The sequence below is a fragment of the Vagococcus sp. JNUCC 83 genome (assembly GCF_053667615.1).
Genome location: NZ_CM132204.1, coordinates 2,401,137 through 2,427,683 on the forward strand (window position 1 = coordinate 2,401,137; position 26,547 = coordinate 2,427,683).

Genomic DNA, 26,547 nt, shown 5'->3' on the forward strand with positions numbered 1-26,547 from the left:
ATTAGTGCGGTCAGGTCATTTATTTGAAAATAGTGTCCCTATCTCTTTTCCCTCTAAAATATCAAATAATATAGCAGGCTCTTTTCCGCTAGCTAAAATCATTTGTGACTCGTTGTCTAGCACGCGTTTAGCGGCTTTTAATTTACTCATCATACCACCTGTACCAAACTCACTGCCTTTTCCTCCAGCAGCATTTTCCATCGTGGTTGTAATCTCAGAAATATGTGAATAGAGGGTGGCTTCAGGATTTGTTTGAGGATTATCACTATAAAATCCATCAATATCAGAAAGCATGAGTAACAAATCTGCTTTAGCTAAATGACAAACAATGGCAGATAGCTGATCATTGTCTCCAAATTTGGTTAGGTGATCTAATTCATCAACCGATACACTGTCATTTTCATTTACGATAGGGATAACACCCATGTGAAGTAATTCTTCAAATGTATTAATAACATTTTGTCTACTTGCAGGAAAATCGATAACATCACGTGTCAATAAAACTTGAGCAGATGTTTGATAATAGGATGCAAAGCGTTGTGTATAAATTTTTATCAATTCAGATTGTCCAATCGCAGCAACTGCTTGTTGTTTAGCAATTGTTTCTGGTCGTTTATTTAGCCCTAATAATTTCATACCAACACCAATTGCACCTGAAGAAACCAAAATGATTTCGTATCCGAGTTGTCTGAGTGATGATAGAGTGAACACTAGTTGATCAATGGCTCTTAAATTAATATCTGAATTGGGTAAGACAAGAGAGCTTGTTCCAACTTTTATAACTAATCGTTTACTTTTTTTTAATAAGTGTAATCTATCCAAAATAATCCCTCTTTTTTGTTTAATGGCTATTTTTTAAGTGTCTATCCATGCTATAATAACTCATTTTCATTTGGTTATCCACTAATGGAAAGTGATTTTTTTAATTTAGTGTTGACTTTAAAAAAAATGAGTATATGATTGTCATGAATGCAAACTTTTTACTAGAAAAAAGGAGTGAAAAAAAAGTGGAAAAAAAATCTAATCAGCAATCCATAGACCGTTTCACATTAGGTGGGACGCTTGTAGCTATGGGGGTTGTTTATGGAGATATTGGGACGAGCCCATTATACGTTATGAAAGCCATTGTAGATGGTAATGGCGGGTTGGCCAATGTATCGGAAACGTTTATCTTAGGAGCGGTATCATTAGTCTTTTGGACATTAACATTACTTACAACTATTAAATATGTCATGATTGCATTAAATGCAGATAACCACGGTGAGGGAGGGATTTTTTCACTTTTCACATTAGTAAGAAAACATAGTCGTTATCTACTTTATCCGGCAATGTTAGGTGGGGCTACCTTACTGGCTGATGGCATTTTAACCCCTGCAGTGACAGTGACTACCGCAGTTGAAGGACTTAGAGGGATTCCATCCTTTTATGATGTGTTTGGAGACAGCCAACAAATCATTGTTATTATTACAGTTATAATTATCTTTACATTATTTATGGTTCAACGTTTAGGAACGAAGAAAGTGGGAACAGCTTTTGGACCTATTATGTTTGGCTGGTTTACGTTTATTGGGTTGATTGGGTTATCAAATTTTATGGGAGATTTGACAGTCATTCGTGCACTTAATCCTTATTATGCTGTTCATTTACTGTTTTCTGAAGAAAATAAATTAGGCATCCTTATTTTAGGAAGCGTGTTTCTAGCAACTACTGGGGCAGAAGCTTTATACTCCGATTTAGGTCATGCAGGCCGAAAAAATATCCGAGTCAGTTGGCCTTATATTAAGGTGTGTTTAGTATTAAATTATTTTGGACAAGCTGCATGGATTATTCGTGTGAAAGATATGCCAGAGTATCAAAATATCGAAATGTTAAACCCATTCTTTAGGATGATGCCACAATCATTAACCATTGTTGGTGTTATTTTTGCGACAGTTGCAGCAATTATTGCGTCTCAATCTTTGATATCAGGGTCATATACACTAGCGTCAGAAGCGATAAAATTACGTCTATTACCTAGAATGAAAATTATTTACCCAACAGATCAAAAAGGACAATTATATATTCCTGCTGTTAACAACATGTTGATGATTGGGTGTTTAGCAGTCGTATTTGGCTTTCAAACATCTGCTCGTATGGAGGCGGCTTATGGTTTGGCCATTACCATCACTATGTTAATGACAACCATATTATTGCTTGTTTATTTATTACAAGAAGGAACACCAAAACCATTAGCTTATTTGATTTTTGTTTTCTTTGCAGGTATTGAGAGCATCTTTTTTGTATCAAGTGCCTCTAAATTTATGCATGGAGGATACGTTGCTTTAGGGATTGCATTGGTTATATTTATTGTGATGCTTATTTGGCACCGTGGCAATATGATAACTGAAACGACATCAAAACGTATCTCTTTATATGATTATAAAAATCAATTAGATGAATTACGTAATGATACTGATTGGCCTCAACTGCAAACCAACCTAGTGTTTTTAACATCTAAAATTAAAGGTCATTTAATTAGTCGTGAGATTATGTATTCGATACTAGATAAAAGTCCAAAACGGGCAAAAGTGTATTGGTTTGTCAATGTATTTGTTACCGATGAACCTTACACGAAAGAATATTATGTGGATATGATGGATACAGATTATATTGTTAACGTTCAACTTAGATTAGGATTTAAAATGCCACAAGAAGTCAATGTGTATTTAAGACAAATTGTCCATGATTTGATGAGCGAAGGCAAGCTTCCAAAACAACCACAAAAATACTCAATTACGCCAGGAAGGGAAACTGGAGACTTTTCTTTTGTATTAATCCGAGAGGAATTGTCTCGAGTGACTGAGTTGAGTTGGGTAGATACTGTTGTTATGCAAACCAAATTAGCTATCAAACGTATTGCGGTTGCTCCAGCTAAATGGTACGGGCTTGAGTATAGCGATGTGATTACAGAGTATGTACCATTAGTGATCCAGCCGAAGAAAAATAAAGTTACCTTGCGACAAGTTCAAGTAAAAGAATTTAACGAAGATGATGATGAATAAAATAATTGATAAAAGAAAGAGTAAGATTTATTTTTACTCTTTTTATTTGTCCTAATTTCGGGTAGGATTAAAGAAATCAATAGATAAAGGAAGGTAGTACATGAGTAAAGTAAGAGGTTTTGAAAAGGTTTCAACATTTGAGGATATTAATTTACCCAAAAGAGCAACAAAAAGTGCCGCAGGTTATGATTTTGAGTCAGCTGTTGATATTGTAATTCCAAGCATTTGGAAACAAGGAATAGCTAAAGTGTTAAAAGCTGTTATATCAAAAGAAGCATTGGCAGTGGATTCTGACATGCAAAAAGAATTAAAATCAACACTTGTGCCAACAGGTGTTAAATCATATATGGGTGACGATGAGTTTCTTCAAATTGCTAACCGTTCTAGTAACCCATTAAAAAACTTTTTAGTGTTAACCAATGGTGTGGGAATTATTGATAGTGATTACTATAATAATGCGGAAAACGAAGGACATATTATGATTCAATTGCTTAACTTTGGATTAACAGACAAACATATCAAAAAAGGCGATCGTATTGCTCAAGGTATCTTTTTACCGTTTTTAAAAGCAGATAATGATTCGGCAGAAACAGAGCGTACAGGTGGGTTTGGTTCATCAGGTAAATAATTTTTTAAGAGAGTAGCGAACTTTATTAGAATCAAACAATTTATGTTAAAATACCACTAAAGATGTATTTAGATAAACCATCAAAAATTGTAAAATAAGGATGATTTTGTGGCAAAAAAAAAGAAAAATGAATTTGTCTGTCAAACGTGTGGGTACATCTCTCCTAAATATTTAGGGAGATGTCCTAACTGTGGTGAATGGAACACGTTAGTTGAGGAGGTCATCGCAGATACACCGACTAGACATAGTCGAGTTAGTTTAACAGGTGAAACAAGCAAGCCTCAAAAATTGCAAGAAGTCACTGCCCAAAAAGAGCCCCGTGTTAAAACGCAATTAGGTGAATTAAACCGGGTATTAGGTGGTGGAGTGGTCCCAGGTTCTATGGTATTAATCGGTGGAGACCCTGGTATTGGAAAGTCTACGTTGTTGCTACAAGTATCACAACAACTTAGTTTACTAAAAGGAAATGTTTTATATGTGTCTGGTGAAGAAAGTTCACAACAAATCAAAATGCGAGCAGAACGTTTGGCTGATGGAAGTAATGATTTTTATGTTTATCCTGAAACAGATATGGGCCGTATTAAACAAGTCATCGAGCAATTAACACCAGATTATGTCATTATTGATTCAATACAAACCATGGTTCATCCTGAGACTGAAAGTGCTGCTGGTAGTGTGAGTCAAGTTCGAGCGAATACAGCAGAATTAATGCAGATTGCTAAAACAAATAATATTGCAATATTTATTGTGGGTCATGTCACAAAAGAAGGCTCGCTTGCTGGACCAAGAATGTTGGAACATATGGTGGATACCGTGCTGTATTTTGAAGGTGACCGTCATCATACGTTTCGAATTTTAAGGGCAGTAAAAAATCGTTTTGGCTCAACAAATGAAATTGGAATTTTTGAAATGAGACAAGCTGGATTAGTTGAAGTTCTAAATCCGTCAGAAGCCTTTTTAGAAGAGCGAATTGATGGGGCGACCGGCTCGGCAATTGTTTGTTCGATGGAAGGAACCCGTCCGATTTTAGCAGAAATTCAATCGCTTGTAACACCATCTGTTTTTGGTAATGCAAAACGAACCGCAACAGGTCTTGATTATAATCGTGTGTCATTAATTATGGCTGTGTTAGAAAAAAGAGCAGGTTTGTTGTTACAGAATCAAGATGCCTATTTAAAAGCTGTTGGTGGTGTAAAATTAGATGAGCCGGCGATTGATTTATCTATTGCGGTGAGTATTGCTTCTAGCTATAAAGATAAAGGAACCTCACCACAAGATTGTTTTATCGGTGAAATTGGCTTAACAGGTGAGATTAGACGGGTCAATCGTATTGAACAACGTGTTGGAGAGGCGCAAAAACTCGGATTTAAACGTGTATTTATTCCGATTAACAATCTCCAAGGTTGGAGCCCACCATCAGGAATTGAAGTGATAGGGGTTGAAACCTTATCAGAAACATTATACAAAGTATTTTCTTAGGAAAAGGAGGAGAGATGGTATGCAGAAAAAAATATATGCTGTTATGATGGCTTTAGTCGGTTTTAGTTTAGGAGTGGCATTATTCCCATTATTATGGAAGGCAACCAATCAAGAAACCTTAAGTTGGTTGAATAACGATATTACAAATGGTATTATCGGTGCAATTATTTTTGTTATTATTGCAACACTGACTGAGCAACATTTAGTAACAGGTTTAAGAAAAGTTGAAAAATTTATCACAGAGCAAAGTTTATCTGATTTATTATTTGGGAGCATCAGTACCATTATCGGTTTATTATTAGGTGCTTTAATATCTATTCCTTTTTACTCACTTCCATTAGTGGTTCCTGCAATTATTATGTTAGTTACAGGGTATCTAGGATTTAGAGTGGGAACGATGAAAACAGAAGATTTTAAAAAGTTATTTGTACCAAAATCTAAAAAAACATCAGAAGAGATATTAGATCGTCGTGTTGATGATTATTTTCATAAATATAAGGTTTTAGATACAAGTGTCATTATTGATGGACGTATTTATGATATTGCAAAAACTGGTTTTATTGAAGGGACATTGTTGATTCCAAATTTTGTCCTATATGAATTACAATACATTGCGGATTCAGGGGATAGTATGAAACGCGTTCGTGGGCGTCGGGGGTTAGATATTTTAAACGCGCTACAAAAAGAAGAAAATATTTCTGTAGAAATGTATGAGGGTGACTTTGAGGACATTCAAGAAGTTGATAGCAAGTTGATTAAGCTAGCTAAAATGTTGGATGGAATTGTGGTAACAAACGACTATAATCTTAATAAAGTATGTGAGTTTCAAAACGTGCCTGTATTTAATATAAATGCTTTAGCTAATGCTGTTAAACCAGTAGTGATACCTGGAGAAACCATGGATGTTATTGTGATGAAAGATGGAACAGAACGTCAGCAAGGTGTGGCTTATTTAGATGATGGCACAATGGTTGTAGTCGAAGATGGAAAACACTTTATGAATAAAAAAATTAACGTCATTGTGACGAGCGCATTACAGACAGCAGCTGGTCGTATGATTTTTGCTAAACCAAGCCATTCTCAAACCACAATAAATGGTGAATAAAGGGAAAAAAGTCTTAGGAAAGTGCCTTTACTATTTAGTGAAATGCATGTAAACTTAGAGGCATAGGAAGCGATAATACGTGAACAAGGAAGGTAATACCATGGGAAATAAAGTACGTGTCAGATATGCACCAAGTCCAACAGGTCATTTGCATATAGGAAATGCCAGAACAGCATTATTTAATTATTTATTTGCTCGTCATCATGGCGGCGATTTTATCATTCGTATAGAAGATACAGACCAAAAACGTAACATTGAAGACGGAGAAAAAAGCCAGTTAGATAATCTAGCGTGGTTAAATATCGACTGGGATGAGTCACCAGATAAACCCGGTGAGTATGGACCATACCGTCAATCTGAGAGAAGAGATATCTATCAACCATTAGTAGACCAGTTATTAGCGAGCAATTTAGCTTATAAATGCTACTGTACAGAAGAAGAATTAGAAGCAGAACGTGAAAGTCAACGCAGTCGTGGACAAATTCCTCGTTATAACGGAAAATGTGCTCATTTAACACCAGAACAACAAGCAGAAAAAGAAGCAGAAGGCATTACACCAGTTGTTCGTTTTAGAGTACCAAAAGGTGAAGAATATACTTTTGATGATATCGTTAAAGGAAATATCACGTTTGAATCGGATAGTGTGGGTGGCGATTTTGTTATCTTAAAACGTGATGGCATGCCAACTTACAATTTTGCTGTAGCAGTAGATGATCATATGATGAAAATCACTCACGTGTTACGTGGCGATGATCATATTGCCAATACACCAAAACAATTAATGATTTACGAAGCGTTTGGTTGGACACCACCAAGATTTGGTCATATGACGTTGATTATTAATACTGAAACAGGTAAAAAATTAAGTAAACGTGATGAAACGATTCTACAATTTATTGAGCAATACCGTGAACTAGGTTACTTGCCAGAAGCAATGTTTAACTTTATTAGTTTATTAGGTTGGTCTCCAGTTGGCGAAGAAGAAATCTTTAGCCAAGAAGAATTAATCAAAATATTTGATGCTGATCGTTTAGGAAAATCCCCAGCAGCGTTTGATAACAAAAAGCTTGAGTGGATTAGTAACCAATACATGAAACAACTTGATAGAAAAACAATGGCAGAGATGGCGCTACCATACTTGATTGAAGCAGGCTTAGTCGAAGAAAATCCAACTGCTGAAAAACAAGCTTGGGTTGAAGAATTAGTGAGTCTTTACCAACCACAAATGAGTTATGCTAAAGAAATTGTTGAATTATCGAGCTTATTTTTTAATGATACTCTAACATTTGATGATGCGGCGAAAGAAGTCTTATCAGATGAACAAGTGCCAGAAGTATTAGAAGCATTTAAAGCTCAATTGAATGAATTAGATGAATTTGATGTTCCAACAATTAAGAAAGCCATTAAAGCTGTTCAAAAAGAAACAGGCGCTAAAGGTAAAAAATTATTTATGCCAATTCGTGTAGCAGTCAGTGGACAAATGCATGGTCCAGAATTAGCAGAAACGATTCTTTTATTAGGTAAAGAGCAAGCAACAGAACATATTAATTTAGCATTAAAAGAAATACAAGGATAAGAAAAGTAACTGATAGATTGTCTTAAGAGAGCTTGTGGTATAGGTGTAAACAAGTGTCAATCTATTAGTGAAATGCCTCTTTGAGTAGGATGAGTGAAACAAGTAGCTTATCACGTGTGATAGACGTTACCTTATCAAAAGATTCACTGAGTGTGTTTAGGTGAATAAAGAAAAGTGGAACCACGTGAGAACGTCTTTTAACAAATTGTTAAGAGGTGTTCTTTTTTATTTTTGAAAGGAGTACATATATGGGGATACAAATATATAATACATTAAGTCGAAAAAAAGAAAGTTTTGTGCCAATCAAACCAAATGAAGTGAGCATGTATTTATGTGGACCAACTGTTTATAATTATATTCATATAGGGAATGCACGAAGTACAGTGGCATTTGATACTGTTCGTCGATATTTTGAGTTTAGAGGATACAAGGTCAATTATGTCTCAAATTTTACAGACGTAGATGATAAAATTATTAAAACAGCGAATCAAGAAGGTATTTCGACTAAAGAATTAGCCGATAAATACATAGAAGCATTTAAAGAAGATACTGGAAAATTAAATGTGCAACCTGCTTGTTTAAACCCACGTGTTATCGATCATATTGATGATATTATTGAATTTGTCTCTGTCTTAATTGATAAAGGGTATGCGTATGAGTCACAAGGAGATGTGTATTATCGCACACGTTTATTTAAACCTTATGGAAAATTAAGTAATAAAAGTATTGATGAATTAGAGACAGGTGCGAGTCAACGTACAGGTGCTGAATCAGCTAAAAAAGAAGATCCTCTAGATTTTGCATTATGGAAACAAGCTAAAGAACAAGAAGTATCATGGGATTCGCCATGGGGAAAAGGTCGTCCAGGATGGCATATTGAGTGCTCTGTGATGGCAACCAAACATTTAGGTGATACAATAGATATTCATGCGGGTGGTCAGGACTTAGAATTTCCACATCATGAAAATGAAATTGCACAAAGTGAAGCAAAAACTGATCAGACGTTTGCTCATTACTGGATGCATAATGCTTATTTAACAGTTGGAGAATCTGGCGAAAAAATGAGTAAATCACTTGGAAATTTTATTACGGCACACGAATTGATGAAAGATGTGTCGCCAGAAGTGGTGCGTTTTGCTTTGTCAACGACACATTACCGTCGTCCAATGCCATTTAATGAAACGACAATTAAAGAAGCAACGACTAATTTAGGACGCATTAAAAGTAGTTACAACAATGCGGATTTTCGTTTAGAAACAGCAGTAGACTCTTTAGAAAACGACCATGACTGGTTAAAAGAATTGTCTTCGTTGATGATGGCATTTGTCACAGAAATGGACGATGATTTTAATGCCGCAAATGGTATTACAGTAGTTTATCAGTTAGTGAAACATTTAAATCGTTATCTAGAAGAAGATGTGGTATCTAAAGAAGTCATCACAGCTTATCAAGACACATTAGAAAAATGGATGATTATTTTTGGGATTGAATTAAAGAACGATGACGACTTATTAGATGAGGATATCGATGCTTTAATTATTGAAAGAAACACTGCTCGTAAAGAAAAGAATTTTGCTAGAAGTGATGAAATACGTGATTTATTAAAAGAACAAGGGATTATTTTAGAAGATACCCCTCAAGGAACAAGATGGAGTAGAAGTGAATGACAAATGAAAAAGATTATACCTTACTAAGTGGTTTAACACTTGCTTATGTGGGGGATGCCATATATGAAACATATATCCGTGATTATTTAGTAAAAAGTGGGCAAACACGCCCAAATCAATTACACCGTTTAGCGACACACTATGTATCAGCCAAAGCACAACATTATTTGATTGAACAAATGATGCAGCAAGACGTGTTAACGGACGTTGAGCAAGATATGTATCGACGCGGACGCAATGCTAAAAGCCATACAAGTGCAAAAAATACCTCTGTGGCAGTGTACAGATCTTCAACAGGATTTGAAGCGTTGATGGGATATTTACATTTAACAGAGCAAAAAGACCGTTTAGAAGAAGTCATTACATGGTGTATTCACACAATAGGAGAAAAAAATAATGAGAAAACCGCAAAATAAACGTAAACCAGAGAGACAGCGACCAAAATTTGATAAAAATCATCAACAAGAAGCAGACGTGCCAACACCAGAGATGGATGATGTGGTATTAGGAAAGCATGCCACAATAGAAGCACTACAAGCGAATCGAGGCAATAAACTATTTTTACAAGAAGATATTAAAGGAAATAGAATCGAAGAAATTAAACAACTTGCTCAAGAGAAAATAGTGTCTATTAAATGGGTCCCTAAATCTAAGTTAGATGAAATGGTTGATGGCTTGAATCATCAAGGAATCGTCTTAAAAATTACACCATATGAATATCTTTCACTAAAAGAATTGTTAGGCAACACAAAAGAAAAAGAAAATCGCTTTTTCTTAATTTTAGATAGTATTATGGATCCGCATAACTTAGGATCAATTTTAAGAACAGCGGATGCGGTGAATGTCGATGGTGTGATTATTCCAAAACACCGTGCTGTTGGGGTAACACCTGTTGTAGTTAAAACATCTACTGGGGCGGTAGAACACATTCCAATCGCACGTGTGACAAATCTTTCCCAAGCAGTTAAAGAAATGAAAAAAGAAAATATTTGGGTATTTGGGACAGATATGGAAGGAACAGATTACACTAAGTGGAATGTATCAGGAGATATTGCTTTAGTTATTGGCAATGAAGGAAAAGGCATGGGTCAAGCACTCAAAAAAGAAGTGGACGAGATGATTACTATCCCAATAGATGGTCACGTTCAAAGCTTAAATGCCAGTGTTGCAGCTGGGTTATTAATGTATGAAGTGCATAGAAAAAGGAGATAAATTATGGAGGGCATCACATGACACGAAAATTAAAACATCAAGTCCTGTTTGTTGATGGCTATAATATGATTGGTGCTTGGCCTGATTTAAATCGTTTGAAAAAACAAGATAAATTAGGTGACGCACGAGACCAATTATTATTTATTTTATCTAACTATGCCAAATACAAAGGAATCGAGATCATCGTTGTATTTGATGCCCAACTTGTCCCTGGAATTCAACAGACGTATGATAAATACGGATTGACAGTTATCTTTACAAAAGAAGATGAAACAGCAGATACTTATATTGAGCGTGAGGTACCAAATAAAATGAATGCGTTGACTACTGTTCGTGTCGCAACAAGTGATTTAGCTGAACAATGGGTAGTTTTCTCTCAAGGAGCACTACGAGTTTCAGCAAGGGAATTATTTAATTCAATTAAAGAAGTGGAAAAAGAAATAAAGGCGGATACACAAGATTATCAGTATCAAAATCTACGACGGAATAGTCCTTGGAATCAAGAGCAAGTTCAAACACTGAAAGAACTGTTTGATGATTTAATGTATCATTAAAAACTGCACGAAATACCTATTTGGGATATTTCGTGCTTTTTTAGTTTATTGATAATATTATGATATAATAAATGAAAAAGGAGGGATTTTTATGTCAGAAAAAGAATTATTAAAATCAGAAAAAATTCGTATTAAGAACGATAAAAAACGTGCAGAAGGCAAAGATCCATTGAAAGGTTGGGGAAAGATGGTTGATACTAAATTCGGCGGCGGCGGAGTGACTGGAGGTTCAAAAGGAAACCCAATGGCTTTTGACAAGATGGGGGCAACTATTGAGGATCAAAAAAGTAAACAATAAAAAGTTTTGAAAGATGACTTCTACGATTACGGAAATCAGTTTATTTACAGGGTAATGAAAAAATCCCTGTATAATTTGGAATGAGTTAAAGTAAAAAGTTATCTGAGTATTTTTGAAAGTCGTTGGTTTTTATGTATTTTCAGCTTCATATCAAATGGATTTAGAATGCTATAATAAATGGAATGGAGAATTTTTATTTTGACATCTACATGTGCAATATTATTAGGTTTATATTGTTTTCTAATTGCGTCTGGAAATTGTCCTATGATTGGTTTTAGAGGAGTTTTATATTGTCTTCAAACTAAAAATTCTTGGGAAGTGACGAATAAAGTATTTGGTTTGTTTTTATTGATATCGGGAATCATTTATTTAGCAAATAGCAATCTTAAAATATTTGTAGGAATTATAGTCTTAGGAATTTTTACAACAGATCTTATTTCATTAGTGATATAAAAAAAAGCCAAGACAGTTATTTAATACATTAATAGACATCATTAGATAATATACGAAGGACAAGACACTCAGAATTTATTATGGGGGTCTTTAGTTTAATGATATCTATCTTTGTTTAAAATTTGATAGAGTTAACAAAAGTGAAGTTATATTTAGTTGTTCGATGAAGAACTTACAATTTTGTGCTTATTTGGAAAAGCTTCTGACTTTTGAATTTCTTTTTTTGATTTTATATTTAATTCAATGAAATTCTTAAAATATAGAGGAATCCCTTTTGTGATGTTCAAGTTCAAGCTATCCATAGTCTGAATATGAATATGGGGTTGTGTAGAATTACCTGAATTACCACAATCAGCTAAATGTTCACCAACTAAAATATTATCTCCTTCTTTAACAACAAAAGAGTTCTTTTTTATGTGGACAATACAGATAAAATTATCAGAATCTTCAGGTTGAATAATAATGTAATTTCCAGTTATATTTTCAATTCTTTCTTTTAGCCTTTTCTTTTGAGTTAACATATAGGGAATACCAGCGAATAAAGATCTTCTTACTTTGTTGTCAGTCTCGTTGTCGTGTATTTTTACAACTTTTCCATTAACTGGAGTTAGAATAGGTTTTCCAAAACTGTAAAAATCTTTTGGATTTTCAGTTCCAAAAATTGTATTCAATGTAATTTTAGAACTAGTATGACCTTTGGCATTAACAGCCATAAAATCATAAGCATAAGTAACACCCAATAAATTTGTTCCATGACTAGGAACTTTAAAGGCCGGAGTATTTCCAACCAACCATTGTTCTGAGAATGGTAAAGCTCCCACAATTTTTAAATTAGATTCCATATCTTACCTCTTTTAGAATATTATAACATTTTTTATTTAGTTTACATAACTGGTGATTATGCGAAATATATTGAATACTATACTATGTAAAAGGATGTGATTTATAAATGGATATTCAAGCATATTGGAAAAACTTTTTAGAAGAAAATAAACTTTCCTCAGACACAAATTATTTTGAAGCTTTTTATTTTGGAAGTGATAAAACATCTGCTAATAGTTTACTTAATTTAGTTTTAGATGGAAAAAAACAGCTACTAGTTCTGCTCAAGAAGAATATATTTTGAATAATGAAAGAGAACCAAAAGTAAATGATTATTCAATTGTTACTGATTTTGAAGGAATTCCTAAGTATATTATACAAACAACGGATGTAATTAAACTTAAATTTGAAGATATGACATATGATTTATGTAAATTTGAAGGAGAAGATTTAACTTTAGAGACATGGCAAGATAAACATATTGAGTTTTTTAATATAGTTGGGAAAAAAAGTGGTTATAAATTTCAATGGGATATGATAGTTATATTTGAAAAATTTAAAGTAGTTTATAAATAGATTAGTTATTTAACATTATGGTAGACATAATAGCAGTTATCCAAACATAATATTTGATAGACTATATGAAATTAAAATTAAGTAGATGAATCAATATGAAGCAGTATTTAATACTAGTAGACGAACCTTGGGGAAAGATGTTTTACGACATAATTAATCATCAATTAAATTTAAATAACTCTAAAGGTTTGAGAGCATTAGATTTTGATAGTGGTTTTGGTAAAACTGTAAATTCTTTCGCTCAATTCAATATTGTAACTGCGATTGAAAAGAATGAAAAAATGCTAGAATAGTTACCAAAGAACTATTATGATTTAATTATTTGTCATAATGTTCTTGAATATATTGATGACTATCAAAAAATTTGCCAAATATTTTCCACACTTATAAAAAGTGTAGAATAATATCAATAGTCAAACACAATTTGAATGGGACGATATTGCATAATGTTATTTTGTTAGATAATCCAAAAAAACTTTAGATATTTTACAATTAAAAAAAATACATCTAAAAATTTTGGCAATATAAATTATTACTCTACAAACAAATTAATAGATTATTTTAAAGAAAATGATATATTACTCATGAAAAGATTAGGAATACGCTCAATATATGGATTAAGTAGTAATAATTCAATCAAGTATAATTCTGGATGGTATGAAAATATGTTTGAATTAGAAAAATTATTATCGAATAAAACAGAGTTTTTAGAAACTGTATTTTATAATCATCTAATTTTCAAAAAAGGTAACTAGTTATTTAACTCTTTGCTTTCAATCATCACAATTATACCAAGTTAGATTTTAATGATATAATTGACTAGAAAAGGATAGGGTATATGATTACAAAAGTTAGATTTTGTGGAACAGTTGAAGAACAAAATGAATTATCTAAATTAGTATTAATTGATGAGAAGGTTGCAACATCTTCTTTACTTGAATTAAAAAAGAAAAACGAATTAACATCTGTCGGTGATATCTGGCAGATACAAGATGGCTTTAAGCAAGATATATGTATGGTTAAAATTTCAAAAGTAGAAATTAAAAAATTTAAAGATATAACTGAAGACTTTGCGATTAAAGAGGGAGACGGTTCTTTTAACAATTGGCTTGAGATACATAAAAATTATTATTCGTTTTTATTAAATAAGAACGGTAAAATGTTAAAAGATACTACCTTATTAGAGTGCGTATACTTTGATAAAATAGTTATTTAACACTCTAGTTAATGTAATTTTACTTTTAAAAAGTCTCACGAGTACCAATTCCTTATGACACTAATTTTGTGAATCGTAATCGGTTTACGTAAAATTAAAAATAAGCCTAATTTTTAAGGCTTCTTTTTTTGTTAATACTAAGTAAGTAATTTTGAGTATTTAGAGGCAAATTTAATGCGTTTATTTTTTTAAAGGTAGTGGAAAATTTGGTATTTTGTTTCAAGGAATGGTCGTAATATTGAACTTGTTATTCAAGCATTGTAATTTAGATTATTTATCAGAAGGTGTTAACATAGTGACAATCATTTTTACAAGATAGATTAGCCCAAATCCGACAAAACCTATAAAGAACAGACTGGATATATCTCCGAAAAAGTTCTCTAAATGAGGACTACCAAATAGGCCGATAAAGTAAAAAATGATGGAAAGACTAAGTAAAATAATTGCAAGTAATAAAAGAATCGCATTAAGTGTAAATTGTTTATTTTTATTGAACATATTTTTCATAAGAATAGCTCCTTTGTAATAAATAATAGGTTTAAAGTTATCTTAATAAAAATGTTCTATGTAGTAAAGGTATAAAACTGGTTCGTAAAAAACCAATAAAAGGATCATAGCTTCTATCGAAGACAATAATCTTTTATTGGTTATTTTGAACTATTTTTTTATGATGTCATCTATCATTTGCTTTTGAAAATCATTTGCGTAAGTTTGTGATAATTCTGTTTGTTTTTCTTTATTTGTGGCTAGACTAGGGTCTTTAGTGATAGCTTCTTTTAATTTTTCAGTGACATATTTTTTTGCTTCTTCTTCTAATGTGTCTTTTTTACTAGCCATCTCTTCGCCTAGCTTTTTGGCTTGGTCTGTACTTAACTCAATCCAATCACTTGGTATATAGAAAGTGTTTTTTTGTGAATCAAACTCTTTGTTATTACCAGCGATGCCAAATAAAGTTTTATAGAATACATTTTTATAGACCCATTGAGTGGTTTTAGACTCAAGTACTGCTTTGTTGTCTTTACTAATAGCTACTTCATTTTTTACCTTATCTGTTTTTGTTTGAGTGACCTTTTTTTGAGAAGGGCTTGTTTTGTATAAATAAACTTTTTCTTTACCATCTCCTAAAGGTTGATATAGTAAGATATTTAATTGCTCATTGTCTGCAGAACTAACTAAGGATGTTTCTTTAACAGCGACCGCTTTTTTCATACCAAAGTGGTGAGAATAATTCATTTCCATCAAAGCCACACTTCCGATAAATACAATCCCAAAAACAAGGGTCATAATATATTGCCATGTAGATTTTGCAAAGATAAAGGTAAATGCGAATAATAAAGCACTAAGGATAACTAAAAAGACTATCATGAGATGACCTCCTTACTTTGAGAAACGTTTTTTTTATTTTCATGAATGAAAAATGTTGTGATAAGGCCAATAATTCCAAATAAAACAGCTACTAGAAATGCTGCATGATAACCTGTTAAAGTGGCATGAGTGGCTAATTCTTTGTATTCAAGAGGTGATGATTTTAATAGTGATTTCTCAGGTAAAGCATTTTTTGTTTGATTGGTTAAGACACTGATTAAAATAGCTGTACCAACTGAGCTGGCAACTTGTCTCAACGTACTATTTACGGCAGTGCCATGTGTCATTAAATGTCTTGGTAAAGAATTCATTCCAAGAGTTGTTAAAGGCATCATAACCATTGAAATACCAAACATACGCACAGCGTATAGTGTGATGATATAAATGACAGGTGTTGTTTCAGTTAAAAACATAAATGGGATGGTGGCACTTGTTAATAAAAACATCCCCATAATACCTAAACGTTTAGCACCATGTTTATCAAAAATTTGCCCAGTAATAGGCATCATGAATCCCATAACCAATGCTCCTGGCAATAACATTAGACCAGAATGAAAAGCAGATTCACCGCGAATGTTTTGAATATAAAGTGGTAAAACCATCTCTGCACCAATCATTGCCATATTTGCCAAACTAGATAAAATAGTAGCGATAGTGTATGTTTTTGATTTAAATACTCTAAGTTCTAAAAATGGTGTGTCTATTGTAAGTTGGCGCCATGTGAAAATAATTAATGTGACCACTCCAACAGCTAAAAAGCCTAATACTTTTGTGCTCCCCCAACCGTCGTTTCCAACGCTTGAAAACCCATAAAGTAAAGAACCAAACCCTAGAGTAGATAAACAAATAGACAGTACATCTATGGCGGGATTTGATAATTCTAAAACACTCTTCATAGCAAAGAATGACAGAATAATAACTAAAACAACAATAGGAATGACCATATAAAATAAATCACGCCATACATAGTGGTCGATAATGTAACCAGATAATGTTGGTCCTAATGCCGGAGCAAGTCCAATAACAATACCAGCTCCACCCATGGCAGCCCCACGTTTTTCAGGTGGAAAAATATTTAGCATAATATTTTGCATTAAAGGCATTGAGACACCAACACCAGCAGCCTGCACCAATCGACCAGTAAGCAACATTGAGAATGTTGGTGCTATAGCACAAAGAATTGTTCCAACTAGGAAGATACTCATAGCTCCAATGTATAAATTTTTTGAGTTAAATTTATTCATTAGCCAAGCAGATATGGGAATCATAATTCCATTAACTAATAAAAAACCAGTTGTTAGCCACTGAATTGTTGCTGCAGAGACATCAAAATCTTTCATTAATGTTGGAAAAGCTGTGGTTAGTAAAGTTTGATTAAGTACTGTACAAAAAGTTCCGATTAAAAGTATTGCAACTAGTAAGCTGCGTTTATATGTTTTTCCGTGAATATCCACGGGGTTTATATCACTCATATATATATCCTCCATATTATTATTTTTATAACAATAAAATAATATACACTTATCTAATATTCATGTCAACCATATTGACACGCATGTTAGATAAGTGTATATTTATGTCAAAATACCCCATTAGAAAGTAGATGAGATGGTGAGTTCAAAGTTCAAAGAGTGGATAGAACGAGAAGATATACTTATGGGAATAAGTGAATTAACAAAAAAAACGGGAACAACGACAAGACAACTGAGGTATTGGGAAAAAAAAGGTTATATACAATCCATCCAACCAGATCATAATAGTCCAAGATCCTATAAATTAAGCGAGATAATTAAAGTAGAGCTGATTAAAGAAAATTTAGATAAAGGGTATAAGTTGTCTGTTGCTTATGAAAAAGCAAAAAAAAAATTATCAAGTATTCAACGTTTTCGCGAAGTTTTTTCTAATTATGTGAGGGATGTTGATATTATTGATGATCGTTATGAAGTCTTTACAATAGGACCGTTTAGTCAAACAGATGAAAAAATAACGATTACTCATGATGCAAAAAATAATACACTAAGTTATGAAATTAAACAAATTGATGATTATTAATCATTTAATTTGTTTTTTTAATTATAAAAGAAACAAAAAATTCACAAAAAATTAAAAAAATAATACATTTTGGTTATAAATAAAGGTGTTATAATAAAAGCAGCAGAGAGGTAACGCTTTCAAAATGAGGAGAGTCGTATGGAAGAAGAGATTTTATATCTACTAATTGAGCGAGCTAAAAAAGGTTGTTCAGATTCATTTGCTTATATTTTTGAAACGTACCAACCAATTGTTTACAGGGTAAAAAGGGTATATCATTTGTCATATTTTGAAACAGATGACTGGTTACAAGAAGGTAGAATATGTTGCTATAAATCAATACAGACTTATAATGCAGATAGAGGGGCAACATTTGGTAGTTTTTTCCGAATGAATTTTAAAAACCATGTGTTCTCTTTAATAAGACGACAGGAAGCTTATAAAAGAAAAATTGATAAAGATAGTGTCGCATTAAAAATAAATATAGATGACGTTGATTTTACAAGGCAAATTATAGAAAAAAGACAGGCAGAAAGTTTTAAATATGTTTTTTATAAAGAAAATGCGTTGTTATTTTCTGAATCATTGTCTGATTATGAACGACAAGTTTTCGTAAAACACGCTTTATATGAAGAATGTAAACAACTTAAAGATAAACGAGCTTTAGCACGTGTGAAGAAAAAATTTATCCGTCATTATATTAATCAGTAAAATAGAAGTAGTTATCTCTCTTGATAAAAAAATTTTAATTATTCTATGAAAAAATGTAAATAGTATTGATAAATAAAAACAATTATGGTAAAATTTGTATTTTTTGTTCGCCTATGGTATAATTATGCTAAGAGGTGAATAAAATGTCTATTAGTATCTCCACTATAAAAGAAGAATTAGAAAATAAAGTTGGTAGTAGAATTAAATTGGTGGCACAAACTGGGCGTAAGAAACAGACTGAACGTCATGGTGTGTTAGCAGAGTTATACCCATCAGTGTTTATTGTACAGCTTGATCAAGATGAAAATGCTTTTGAGCGCGTATCATATAGTTATACAGATATTTTAACGCATTCAGTAGAAGTATTGTTTCATGATAATGAAGAAGAATTAATAGGATAGTAAAGATATAGAGCCTAGTAGTCCTAAGGCTTTTTATTTTTTTTATAGGGAGGGCCAAGTATGAAAAAAATATTATTTGTTTGTTTAGGCAACATTTGTCGTTCCCCTATGGCAGAAGTTGTTTTTAAGGAAAAAGTAAACCAGCAAGGATTATCTGATAAAATCAGCGTTTCATCTCGTGCAACAGGTAGCTGGAATGAGGGAGATGTCCCTCATAAAGGAACGCAAGATAAATTAAAAGAAGTTGGTCTAACTTGTGATGGGTTATATGCAGAAAAAATATCTTCAGAAGATTTTTATGACTATGATTATATTATTGGGATGGATGAAAATAATATCCGTGATTTAGAAGGTCTATCTCCAGATATTAATTCCCTTCATAAAATTCATTTGTTATTATCAGAGGAAGTTGGAATGAAAAAAGAAAATATTCCTGACCCGTATTACACAGGTGATTTTGATTTAACGTATGACTTGGTTAATAAAGGAACCACGAAATGGCTAGATAAAATTAAAGAAGAATTAAAATAACACTAACCCCGTATCGATTTTAGTCAATACGGGGTTAGTATTTTTAGTCTAATTCACTTGATGAAGAAATAATATTGCTAACAATACCATATTCTTTTGCTTCGTCGACTGACATCCAAAAGTTTCTATCAGTATCTTCAGCAACTTTTTCATAAGTTTGTCCAGTAGCCTCAGCGATTAAACGGTTAATTCTTTCACGCATTTTTACAATTTCACGTGCTTCGATTTGAATTTCTGTACTCTGACCTTGAACGCCACCGGCTGGTTGATGAATCATAAAGCGAGTGTTGGGTAGAGAGTAACGATTTTCTTTTTTTGCAGCTAAGAAAATCGTAATTCCAGCACTAGCAACCCATCCAGTTCCTACAATTTTGACATCAGGTTTTACAAATTTAATCATATCGTGAATGGTATCTCCAGCTTCAACATGTCCTCCTTGACTATTGATATATATAGTAATAGGATCATCGTTTAAAGCTGAAAGTAGTAATAATTGGCTACTCACTTCTTTAGCAAGTTCTTGATTAATTCCCCCATAAATTAAAATGGTACGAGTGTCAATCATTTTTTGAGTAAGCATGGTATTTGTATCCATCAGTGTTTTATCTGTCATTTGATTAATCTCCTTTCAAGTCGCTCATTAGTTATAGTGTAGCACAATTCCTTCATTTATCACAAAATTAGCGTCTTGTTTTACGCCCTAGACCAACTGCATTCTGCATTTTTCTAAGTGTTTTATTTGCCACTTTTGAAGCAGATTCTGCGCCTTCATCTAGTATGACTTGGAGTTCTTCTGATTTTAATAACTCTTTGTAACGTGTTTGAATTGGTTCTAAGGTATCTACCACAACTTCTGCTAAGTCATTTTTGAAGTCAGCATAGCCAGAATCGGCGTATTTTTCAACTAGTTCTTCAATTGTGAAATCTGATAGTGATGAATAGATGACTAATAAATTAGACACACCAGGTTTATTTTCAACATCATATTCAATTTTTCCACTAGAATCAGTCACGGCAGAACGAATTTTTTTACGAATCACATTAGGTTCGTCAAGCATTGAAACAAATCCTTTACTGTTATTATCAGATTTACTCATTTTTTTAGAAGGATCTTGTAAACTCATAACACGACCACCAGCATTTTTATCTGGAATTTTCACTTCTGGTAAGACAAGTAGTGGCTGATTTTGGTTTTGGGCATAACGAGAGTTAAATCGCTCAACAAAATCTCTTGTTAGTTCTAAATGTTGTTTTTGATCTTCTCCTACGGGTACCAAATCGGCATTATACAAAATAATGTCTGCAACCATCAATGGAGGATAAGTTAGTAAACCAGCACTCACAGAAGTAGAACCAACTTTTTGTGATTTGTCTTTAAATTGTGTCATACGTTCTAATTCTCCAAGAGATGTGTTACATTGCACAATCCAAGCAGCTTCGGCATGTGCAGGAACTTCAGATTGAATAAAAACAGTTGATTTCTTTGGATCAATACCCACTGCAAGGTATAAAGAGGCTAGTTGTAATATTTGTTGTCTGAGCTTTAAGCGATCTTGTGGAACAGTAATGGCATGTTCATCAACGATGCAAAAGAAACAATGGTAATTGTCTTGTAATTGAACAAACTGTTTCATTGCACCAATATAGTTTCCAATAGTAGGAATACCACTTGGTTGAATGCCTGAAAAAATAGTTTTCATAAAATAGTCATGCCTCCATAATAATTTTTTGTCATAATAGTATTATACTAGAAAGTGATTATAAATAGGAATAAAAATGTATTTTTTATTTTTTAGAGAGATGTGTTATAAAAAGTTAGAAATGTATGTGAAAGTTAACGTAAAAAGACAAAAAAACATGTTTTTTTATACATCGGATATTATAAAAAAGTATTAAGAATGACTACATAATGCCAAAAAAACCTAGTAATCATAGGTTTTTTGTAGTACAATTTACACATACTATATTTTAGTTAATAAAATTATTCTACTTATACTTGTGAAAGGAAGTGACATATATGCTAAAATTATACACTTCACCCAGCTGTACATCTTGTCGAAAAGCACGTGCTTGGTTGCAAGAAAATCAAATTGAATTCGTTGAACGCAATATTTTTTCAGAACCATTGACACAAGATGAACTAAAGGAGATCCTACGAATGACAGAAGATGGTACAGAAGAAATCATCTCTACTCGTTCAAAAGTATTTCAAAAGTTAGATGTTGATTTAGACGAGCTATCACTTCCAGAGTTATTAGAGTTAGTGCAACAAAATCCTGGATTATTACGCCGACCAATCATGATTGATGAAAAAAGACTTCAAGTCGGTTTTAACGAAGATGAAATTCGTCGTTTTTTACCTAGAGAGGTTAGAGCTATTGAGCTAAAACAAGCGCAATTAATGGCAGGAATTTAACTTATAATATATACTACAATCAAATAGAGTCACTTGTTATAAGAAGATGGATTTGAATCAGTGTTCAAATGTATCTTTTTTTTCTTAAAATCTATTAATTTTCGTGGGAAAAACGGACGAAATAAAGGTGATTTTCTTTACTTTTTGATAATATGATATACAATGGAACTATATAAATACTTAGGAAAAGGGGTGTAGCCATATGGAAATGGAACGAATTAATGAAAATACTATTCGAGTATCAATTGGAAATGACGATCTTGCCGAAAGAGGTATTACTTTTTTGGATTTACTAGGTAATCAAAAACAAATTGAATCTTTTTTTTATAGTATATTAGAAGAAGTGGATGTTGATGATCAATTCCAAGGGACAGAGGCCGTAACGTTCCAAGTGCTACCCAACCATGATGGACTTGAATTATTCATTAGCAAAAATGCATCGATTGATGAGTCTGCTGAATTTAGTGGCTTTGATAATACAGAGGCAGAAGGTTTTGTAGATTATTTGAGAAATCAAATGACGTCATCAGATGTTAATCAAGAAATAGATGAATCATCAGACATAGGTGAGTTTAATTATTTAGATGATAGTATCTTTGGAGCAACGTATGATACAGTATTTAAAGCAGATGATTTTGAAAGTATCGTTGAGTTGGCAAATAATGTCCAACTGTTAAATACATTATCTTCACTGTATTTCTTTAATAATCAATATTATTTACAGCTTACATTTTTATTAGAAGATAGTTCTAAAGGTCAAGCCCAAAATGATGTGTCTAAAATCTATGAGTATATGGGATTAACTAATATTACAAAAGATGTATTAGATGAATATGGCGAATTAATTATCGATCGAAATGCTTTAAGCATTTTGAAACATTATTTTAAGTAAGAGAATGTTTTCGAACATTCTTTTTTTATGAAATAAACTTAAATTAGGAGGTGTAAGAATGATTAAACGTCGTGAATTACTTTTGTATAGTGTGTTTGGTACAACGGCTACCTTTATTTATTTTTTTATACGTTTTATGTCTAAAGAGTGGACAGATAATGTTTTGATGACGGTTATATTGGCACAAAGTGTTGCGATTGTTTTTTCATTCTTTGCCAATAAATTTTTTGTATTTAAGAATACAGGATTAGGTTTTTTTCAGTCATTAAAACAGTTTATTGAATTTATTGCGGGGCGTTTATTTGTGATTGTTTTAGATTTAGGGATAGCTTATTTTTTTGTAGAAAAGTATAGTAAAGTGATGATTTCACTGTTTCATCTACAGAAAATTAATTATCAAAATCTCATACTAACACATCCACTAATAGGACCTTATATGGGAAACGCATACCTGCTAAATGAATTTATTTTTACCGTACTATCACAGGTTCTAGCAACTATTATAAATTATGTTGTTTCTAAGAGAATTGTATTTAATGCAAAAAAGAGTTATGAAGGAGAGTTGGTCTCTTCTTCATAACTCTTTTTTTAGTAAGTCGAATTTTTATTTACGACGATAGTCTCTTCGGGTACAGATTTTATAATCCATGTTCCACTACCAATAATTGTGTTTTTACCAATCGTTGTATTTCCTCCAAGAACTGTTGCACCCGCGTAAATAGTCACGCCATCAGAAATATTTGGGTGACGTTTTCCGTGTTTTAATAATGTGCCATCTTCAGCCAATTCAAAATTTTTCACTCCTAATGTGACATTTTGATATAGTTTGACATGTTTGCCAATAATAGTTGTCTCACCAATCACAATACCTGTTCCATGATCGATAAAAAAGTAGGGGCCGATTTTAGCACCAGGATGAATATCAATTCCTGTTAGACTATGCATCTCTTCTGTTAACATTCGTGGGATAATGGGTACCGTTAAGTTATAAAACTCATGAGCTAGTCTATAGATACTTATGGCTTTAAATCCCGGATAAGTTAAGATGATTTCATCTTTACTTTTTGCAGCAGGATCATAATCAAACGCAGCCTGAATATCAGTATCGATTATTTTAGCAATATCCTCTATTTTATCCATCAATTGATGTGACAAGTTATTGATTGTCGATGTATCTGCAATCGTAAACGTTAAACATGAATGAATGGACTCTTGAAATAGTTGTTTGGTCATCTCGCGATTGGGATCACCAAAAAATGTTGGGAAGAGTAGTGAGAAAAAGTCGGTTGACATTTTCTCGACTGCCTGTTTCATCCCAATGTAATTTTTGCTCATTGAAATCTTCCTATTCTGTAAACATTGGTGTAGATAAATAGCGTTCACCAGTGTCTGGTAACAATACTACAATACGTTTATATTTATTTTCAGGTCGTTTAGCTAGTTCTATTGCGGCAAACGTTGTAGCCCCGGATGAGATACCTGCTAGTATGCCTTCTTTTTTAGCTAAAAGTCGACCAGTTTCAAACGCATCTTCATTGGATACGGTGATAATCTCATCATAAACAGATGTATCTAAAATTGAAGGGACAAAACCTGCTCCAATTCCTTGGATTTTATGACTACCTGGAGTGCCTTTTGATAAAACTGGTGAATCAGTTGGTTCTACAGCAATGATTTTCACGTTTGGATTTTTTTCTTTAAGAAATGTTCCCACACCTGTAATAGTTCCTCCAGTTCCTACTCCGGCCACAAATATATCAACATTTCCGTCTGTGTCATTCCAAATTTCTGGACCTGTTGTTTGATAGTGGATTTCTGGATTCGCCGGATTTGAAAACTGAGATGGAATAAAGCTATTACCTATTTCAGAAGCTAATTCTTCAGCTTTTGCAATAGCACCTTTCATTCCTTTTGCTCCTTCAGTTAAAACGAGTTCAGCACCATAAGCTTTCATGAGTTGACGACGCTCAATAGACATCGTTTCAGGCATAACAATGATGAGTTTGTATCCTCTTGCTGCGGCCATCATTGATAGACCGATGCCAGTATTTCCAGAAGTTGGTTCAATAATGGTAGTGTCTTTTGTCAGTGAGCCATTTTTTTCAGCAGTATCAAGCATTGCTTTAGCGATTCTATCTTTGACTGAGCCAGCTGGATTAAATGATTCTACTTTAGCTAAAATTGTTGCGTTCATGTTTAATTTGTTCTCAATTGAAGATAGTTCTACTAGTGGTGTATGTCCGATAAGTTGATCAATCGATTGATAAATAGTTGTCATAGATGTTTGCTCCTTTTTAAAAACGTATTTTCAAATCTTTTATTTACATAAAGTATAACGTGTTTAACAAAGTAATCAAAATATAAAGATTTAGATTCAATGTAAATAATTTTTTCTGATATCTATCGGATAGCTGATTTTTGTTCATATTCGTTCATAAAATGTTAGAATAATTTATTTGTTATTAAGTTGTAGTTTATTTTATTTAATTAATATAAGAGATAACAAGATAAAGAAAAGAGTGGATCGTAATGAACAAAATACAGTCTAAATACTGGATGTTAGCTTTAAGTAGTGTGTTCTTAGTTGGGTGTACAGGAGAAAAAAATGATAAAACAACTCAAACAACAGCTGAGGAAAAACAAGTTATTGTGACAAATAGTGAAAATAAAAAAACAAGTGCATCAGATGATGACTCGATTGAATTTGACAACCATGAGTATACATATGATGTGGTAACAGGAGCGACTCAAACAACATTTGGCTCTAGTCCTAAAGCTATTTATACTAAAGAAGAAAAAATGCAAAAAATGTTTTGGTCCAATCAACCTCCTCTAGGGTTATTGGAAGGGTATTATTATAAAAACGAAGGACTTTTTACAGGGAATAATTATGGGGTAGTTGAAGTGGTGACTCATCCAGAAACTACTGATATTTTGAATGTTGAATTTACTGAATTTGCGAGTGAAAGTTATTATGAGCCAAAATATGCTGGAGCCAATAAAAAGTTATCTGATTATGCTTTCTTTCAAGCAGATAATACTAGAACAGATGAAACCTTAGTAACAGTTGTTAACGGTATTACGTATGTTGAAAAGCAAATGCGAGATGAAAACCGGGTAACAGGTGATTTTTTAACTGTAAAGGGATCGTCAACATCAGCAAGGCAAGGATTTATGCCACTAGCTGAGCAGATGAAGGATTGGATTCGTGAACCATATGAAAATAAATATTTTGGCTATGCTAAAGAGTTACCAAATGGATTAATTGCAAGATTACAAGTCGTTACAACAAAAGATAAAATTTCTGATGTGAGGTATGATGAATATTTTGCCGATCAGCCTGAAAAAATGACAGATGATGCATTGAAAAAATATTATCGCCAATCCAAGTATTATTCACTGGATTATAATAATGAAACAAATAATGAGTTTGTTAAATTTTCTGATAAATTAGCTAAAGAAATAGAAGAGATGCAAACATTAGATATTGACACTAAAGAGTTACAAAAATACCCATCATTTTCTACCTATGAAGAGTTAAAATCTAATCTAAATTTATCAAAAAAATGGTAA

At 32.7% G+C, this 26,547-nt stretch carries 32 protein-coding genes and 1 other annotated feature; of the genes, 23 read left to right on the forward strand and 9 right to left on the reverse strand.

Annotated features, from left to right (window positions below):
* Positions 1–15: 15 nt before the first annotated feature.
* Positions 16–822 carry a glutamate 5-kinase gene (proB, locus tag JNUCC83_RS11820; RefSeq protein WP_454460151.1) on the reverse strand — a complete coding sequence of 269 codons (807 nt, stop codon included), beginning with the start codon at positions 820–822 and terminating at the stop codon, positions 16–18.
* Positions 823–1,070: 248 nt separating this feature from the next.
* Between proB and JNUCC83_RS11825 the strand changes: the two genes are divergently transcribed.
* From JNUCC83_RS11825 to JNUCC83_RS11870, 10 genes are all read left to right on the forward strand, one after another.
* Positions 1,071–3,041 carry a KUP/HAK/KT family potassium transporter gene (locus JNUCC83_RS11825; RefSeq protein ID WP_454461369.1) on the forward strand — a complete coding sequence of 657 codons (1,971 nt, stop codon included), beginning with the start codon at positions 1,071–1,073 and terminating at the stop codon, positions 3,039–3,041.
* 100 nt (positions 3,042–3,141) lie between these two features.
* Positions 3,142–3,669 (forward strand): dCTP deaminase/dUTPase family protein, encoded by a 528-nt coding sequence (locus JNUCC83_RS11830; RefSeq protein ID WP_454460152.1) that lies wholly within the window; start codon positions 3,142–3,144, stop codon positions 3,667–3,669.
* Positions 3,670–3,777: 108 nt separating this feature from the next.
* Entirely contained in the window at positions 3,778–5,148 is a 1,371-nt protein-coding gene (gene radA, locus JNUCC83_RS11835) for a DNA repair protein RadA (protein ID WP_454460153.1), read from the forward strand.
* Between the two features lie 19 nt (positions 5,149–5,167).
* Positions 5,168–6,253, forward strand: coding sequence for a PIN/TRAM domain-containing protein (locus JNUCC83_RS11840; RefSeq protein WP_454460154.1), 1,086 nt, complete (start codon positions 5,168–5,170; stop codon positions 6,251–6,253).
* Between the two features lie 100 nt (positions 6,254–6,353).
* Positions 6,354–7,829, forward strand: a complete 1,476-nt coding sequence (gene gltX, locus JNUCC83_RS11845) for a glutamate--tRNA ligase (protein ID WP_454460155.1) — start codon at positions 6,354–6,356, stop codon at positions 7,827–7,829.
* Positions 7,814–8,030, forward strand: a binding site (T-box leader). (Overlaps the previous gene by 16 nt.)
* Before the next feature lie 47 nt (positions 8,031–8,077).
* Positions 8,078–9,496: a cysteine--tRNA ligase gene (gene cysS / locus JNUCC83_RS11850; protein WP_454460156.1), complete on the forward strand. Its 1,419-nt coding sequence runs from the start codon at positions 8,078–8,080 to the stop codon at positions 9,494–9,496.
* On the forward strand, positions 9,493–9,912 hold the full coding sequence (locus tag JNUCC83_RS11855) for a Mini-ribonuclease 3 (RefSeq protein WP_454460157.1): 420 nt from the start codon (positions 9,493–9,495) through the stop codon (positions 9,910–9,912). The genes cysS and JNUCC83_RS11855 overlap by 4 nt, the downstream gene beginning before the upstream one ends.
* Entirely contained in the window at positions 9,893–10,708 is an 816-nt protein-coding gene (gene rlmB / locus JNUCC83_RS11860; RefSeq protein ID WP_454460158.1) for a 23S rRNA (guanosine(2251)-2'-O)-methyltransferase RlmB, read from the forward strand. Before JNUCC83_RS11855 ends, rlmB begins: the two co-directional genes overlap by 20 nt.
* A 17-nt stretch (positions 10,709–10,725) precedes the next feature.
* Positions 10,726–11,262: an NYN domain-containing protein gene (locus JNUCC83_RS11865; RefSeq protein ID WP_454460159.1), complete on the forward strand. Its 537-nt coding sequence runs from the start codon at positions 10,726–10,728 to the stop codon at positions 11,260–11,262.
* A 91-nt stretch (positions 11,263–11,353) separates the two neighbouring features.
* Entirely contained in the window at positions 11,354–11,560 is a 207-nt protein-coding gene (locus JNUCC83_RS11870; RefSeq protein ID WP_454460160.1) for a hypothetical protein, read from the forward strand.
* Positions 11,561–12,165: 605 nt separating this feature from the next.
* Here JNUCC83_RS11870 and JNUCC83_RS11875 read toward each other — a convergent pair.
* Positions 12,166–12,855 carry a M23 family metallopeptidase gene (locus JNUCC83_RS11875; RefSeq protein WP_454460161.1) on the reverse strand — a complete coding sequence of 230 codons (690 nt, stop codon included), beginning with the start codon at positions 12,853–12,855 and terminating at the stop codon, positions 12,166–12,168.
* A 107-nt stretch (positions 12,856–12,962) separates the two neighbouring features.
* Here JNUCC83_RS11875 and JNUCC83_RS11880 point away from each other — a divergent pair, with 107 nt between their 5' ends.
* The 5 genes from JNUCC83_RS11880 to JNUCC83_RS11900 all read left to right on the forward strand — a co-directional run bounded on the left by JNUCC83_RS11880 (position 12,963) and on the right by JNUCC83_RS11900 (position 14,627).
* The gene (locus JNUCC83_RS11880) at positions 12,963–13,139 is read left to right on the forward strand and encodes a hypothetical protein (protein WP_454460162.1); all 177 of its coding nucleotides are present in this window, start codon (positions 12,963–12,965) and stop codon (positions 13,137–13,139) included.
* Positions 13,136–13,411 (forward strand): ASCH domain-containing protein, encoded by a 276-nt coding sequence (locus JNUCC83_RS11885; RefSeq protein WP_454460163.1) that lies wholly within the window; start codon positions 13,136–13,138, stop codon positions 13,409–13,411. Before JNUCC83_RS11880 ends, JNUCC83_RS11885 begins: the two co-directional genes overlap by 4 nt.
* Positions 13,412–13,506: 95 nt before the next feature.
* Positions 13,507–13,704, forward strand: a complete 198-nt coding sequence (locus tag JNUCC83_RS11890) for a hypothetical protein (protein ID WP_454460164.1) — start codon at positions 13,507–13,509, stop codon at positions 13,702–13,704.
* A 291-nt stretch (positions 13,705–13,995) separates the two neighbouring features.
* Entirely contained in the window at positions 13,996–14,166 is a 171-nt protein-coding gene (locus JNUCC83_RS11895) for a hypothetical protein (RefSeq protein WP_454460165.1), read from the forward strand.
* Positions 14,167–14,249: 83 nt separating this feature from the next.
* Positions 14,250–14,627: an ASCH domain-containing protein gene (locus JNUCC83_RS11900; RefSeq protein ID WP_454460166.1), complete on the forward strand. Its 378-nt coding sequence runs from the start codon at positions 14,250–14,252 to the stop codon at positions 14,625–14,627.
* 270 nt (positions 14,628–14,897) lie between these two features.
* Here the strand turns inward: JNUCC83_RS11900 and JNUCC83_RS11905 are convergent, their stop codons facing one another.
* The 3 genes from JNUCC83_RS11905 to JNUCC83_RS11915 all read right to left on the reverse strand — a co-directional run bounded on the left by JNUCC83_RS11905 (position 14,898) and on the right by JNUCC83_RS11915 (position 17,464).
* The gene (locus JNUCC83_RS11905) at positions 14,898–15,134 is read right to left on the reverse strand and encodes a hypothetical protein (RefSeq protein ID WP_454460167.1); all 237 of its coding nucleotides are present in this window, start codon (positions 15,132–15,134) and stop codon (positions 14,898–14,900) included.
* A 150-nt stretch (positions 15,135–15,284) separates the two neighbouring features.
* Positions 15,285–15,992, reverse strand: coding sequence for a DUF4811 domain-containing protein (locus JNUCC83_RS11910; RefSeq protein WP_454460168.1), 708 nt, complete (start codon positions 15,990–15,992; stop codon positions 15,285–15,287).
* Entirely contained in the window at positions 15,989–17,464 is a 1,476-nt protein-coding gene (locus tag JNUCC83_RS11915) for an MDR family MFS transporter (protein WP_454460169.1), read from the reverse strand. Before JNUCC83_RS11915 ends, JNUCC83_RS11910 begins: the two co-directional genes overlap by 4 nt.
* 139 nt (positions 17,465–17,603) lie before the next feature.
* Between JNUCC83_RS11915 and JNUCC83_RS11920 the strand changes: the two genes are divergently transcribed.
* The 4 genes from JNUCC83_RS11920 (at position 17,604) to JNUCC83_RS11935 (ending at position 19,666) form a co-directional block, all read left to right on the forward strand.
* A complete protein-coding gene (locus JNUCC83_RS11920) occupies positions 17,604–18,044 on the forward strand; it encodes a MerR family transcriptional regulator (protein WP_454460170.1) in 441 nt (146 codons plus the stop codon).
* Between the two features lie 138 nt (positions 18,045–18,182).
* On the forward strand, positions 18,183–18,734 hold the full coding sequence (locus JNUCC83_RS11925) for a sigma-70 family RNA polymerase sigma factor (protein WP_454460171.1): 552 nt from the start codon (positions 18,183–18,185) through the stop codon (positions 18,732–18,734).
* Between the two features lie 143 nt (positions 18,735–18,877).
* Positions 18,878–19,135: a Veg family protein gene (locus JNUCC83_RS11930; protein WP_454460172.1), complete on the forward strand. Its 258-nt coding sequence runs from the start codon at positions 18,878–18,880 to the stop codon at positions 19,133–19,135.
* 60 nt (positions 19,136–19,195) lie between these two features.
* Positions 19,196–19,666, forward strand: coding sequence for a low molecular weight protein-tyrosine-phosphatase (locus JNUCC83_RS11935; protein ID WP_454460173.1), 471 nt, complete (start codon positions 19,196–19,198; stop codon positions 19,664–19,666).
* A gap of 43 nt (positions 19,667–19,709) precedes the next feature.
* On the opposite strand, the gene JNUCC83_RS11940 is transcribed toward JNUCC83_RS11935, so the two are convergent.
* Positions 19,710–20,279 (reverse strand): ATP-dependent Clp protease proteolytic subunit, encoded by a 570-nt coding sequence (locus tag JNUCC83_RS11940; protein WP_454460174.1) that lies wholly within the window; start codon positions 20,277–20,279, stop codon positions 19,710–19,712.
* Positions 20,280–20,346: 67 nt separating this feature from the next.
* Positions 20,347–21,366 (reverse strand): tryptophan--tRNA ligase, encoded by a 1,020-nt coding sequence (trpS, locus tag JNUCC83_RS11945; RefSeq protein ID WP_454460175.1) that lies wholly within the window; start codon positions 21,364–21,366, stop codon positions 20,347–20,349.
* A gap of 317 nt (positions 21,367–21,683) precedes the next feature.
* On the opposite strand from trpS, the gene spxA reads away from it, so the two are divergent.
* The 3 genes from spxA to JNUCC83_RS11960 all read left to right on the forward strand — a co-directional run bounded on the left by spxA (position 21,684) and on the right by JNUCC83_RS11960 (position 23,554).
* Positions 21,684–22,082, forward strand: coding sequence for a transcriptional regulator SpxA (spxA, locus tag JNUCC83_RS11950; RefSeq protein ID WP_071457601.1), 399 nt, complete (start codon positions 21,684–21,686; stop codon positions 22,080–22,082).
* 202 nt (positions 22,083–22,284) lie between these two features.
* Entirely contained in the window at positions 22,285–22,974 is a 690-nt protein-coding gene (locus JNUCC83_RS11955) for an adaptor protein MecA (protein ID WP_454460176.1), read from the forward strand.
* Between the two features lie 58 nt (positions 22,975–23,032).
* On the forward strand, positions 23,033–23,554 hold the full coding sequence (locus JNUCC83_RS11960; protein WP_454460177.1) for a GtrA family protein: 522 nt from the start codon (positions 23,033–23,035) through the stop codon (positions 23,552–23,554).
* An 8-nt stretch (positions 23,555–23,562) separates the two neighbouring features.
* Here the strand turns inward: JNUCC83_RS11960 and epsC are convergent, their stop codons facing one another.
* Together epsC and cysK are read right to left on the reverse strand one after the other, a co-directional pair.
* Positions 23,563–24,309 carry a serine O-acetyltransferase EpsC gene (gene epsC, locus JNUCC83_RS11965; protein WP_454460178.1) on the reverse strand — a complete coding sequence of 249 codons (747 nt, stop codon included), beginning with the start codon at positions 24,307–24,309 and terminating at the stop codon, positions 23,563–23,565.
* A gap of 10 nt (positions 24,310–24,319) precedes the next feature.
* Positions 24,320–25,252, reverse strand: coding sequence for a cysteine synthase A (gene cysK, locus JNUCC83_RS11970; protein WP_454460179.1), 933 nt, complete (start codon positions 25,250–25,252; stop codon positions 24,320–24,322).
* Positions 25,253–25,503: 251 nt separating this feature from the next.
* Here cysK and JNUCC83_RS11975 point away from each other — a divergent pair, with 251 nt between their 5' ends.
* Positions 25,504–26,547 (forward strand): hypothetical protein, encoded by a 1,044-nt coding sequence (locus JNUCC83_RS11975; protein WP_454460180.1) that lies wholly within the window; start codon positions 25,504–25,506, stop codon positions 26,545–26,547.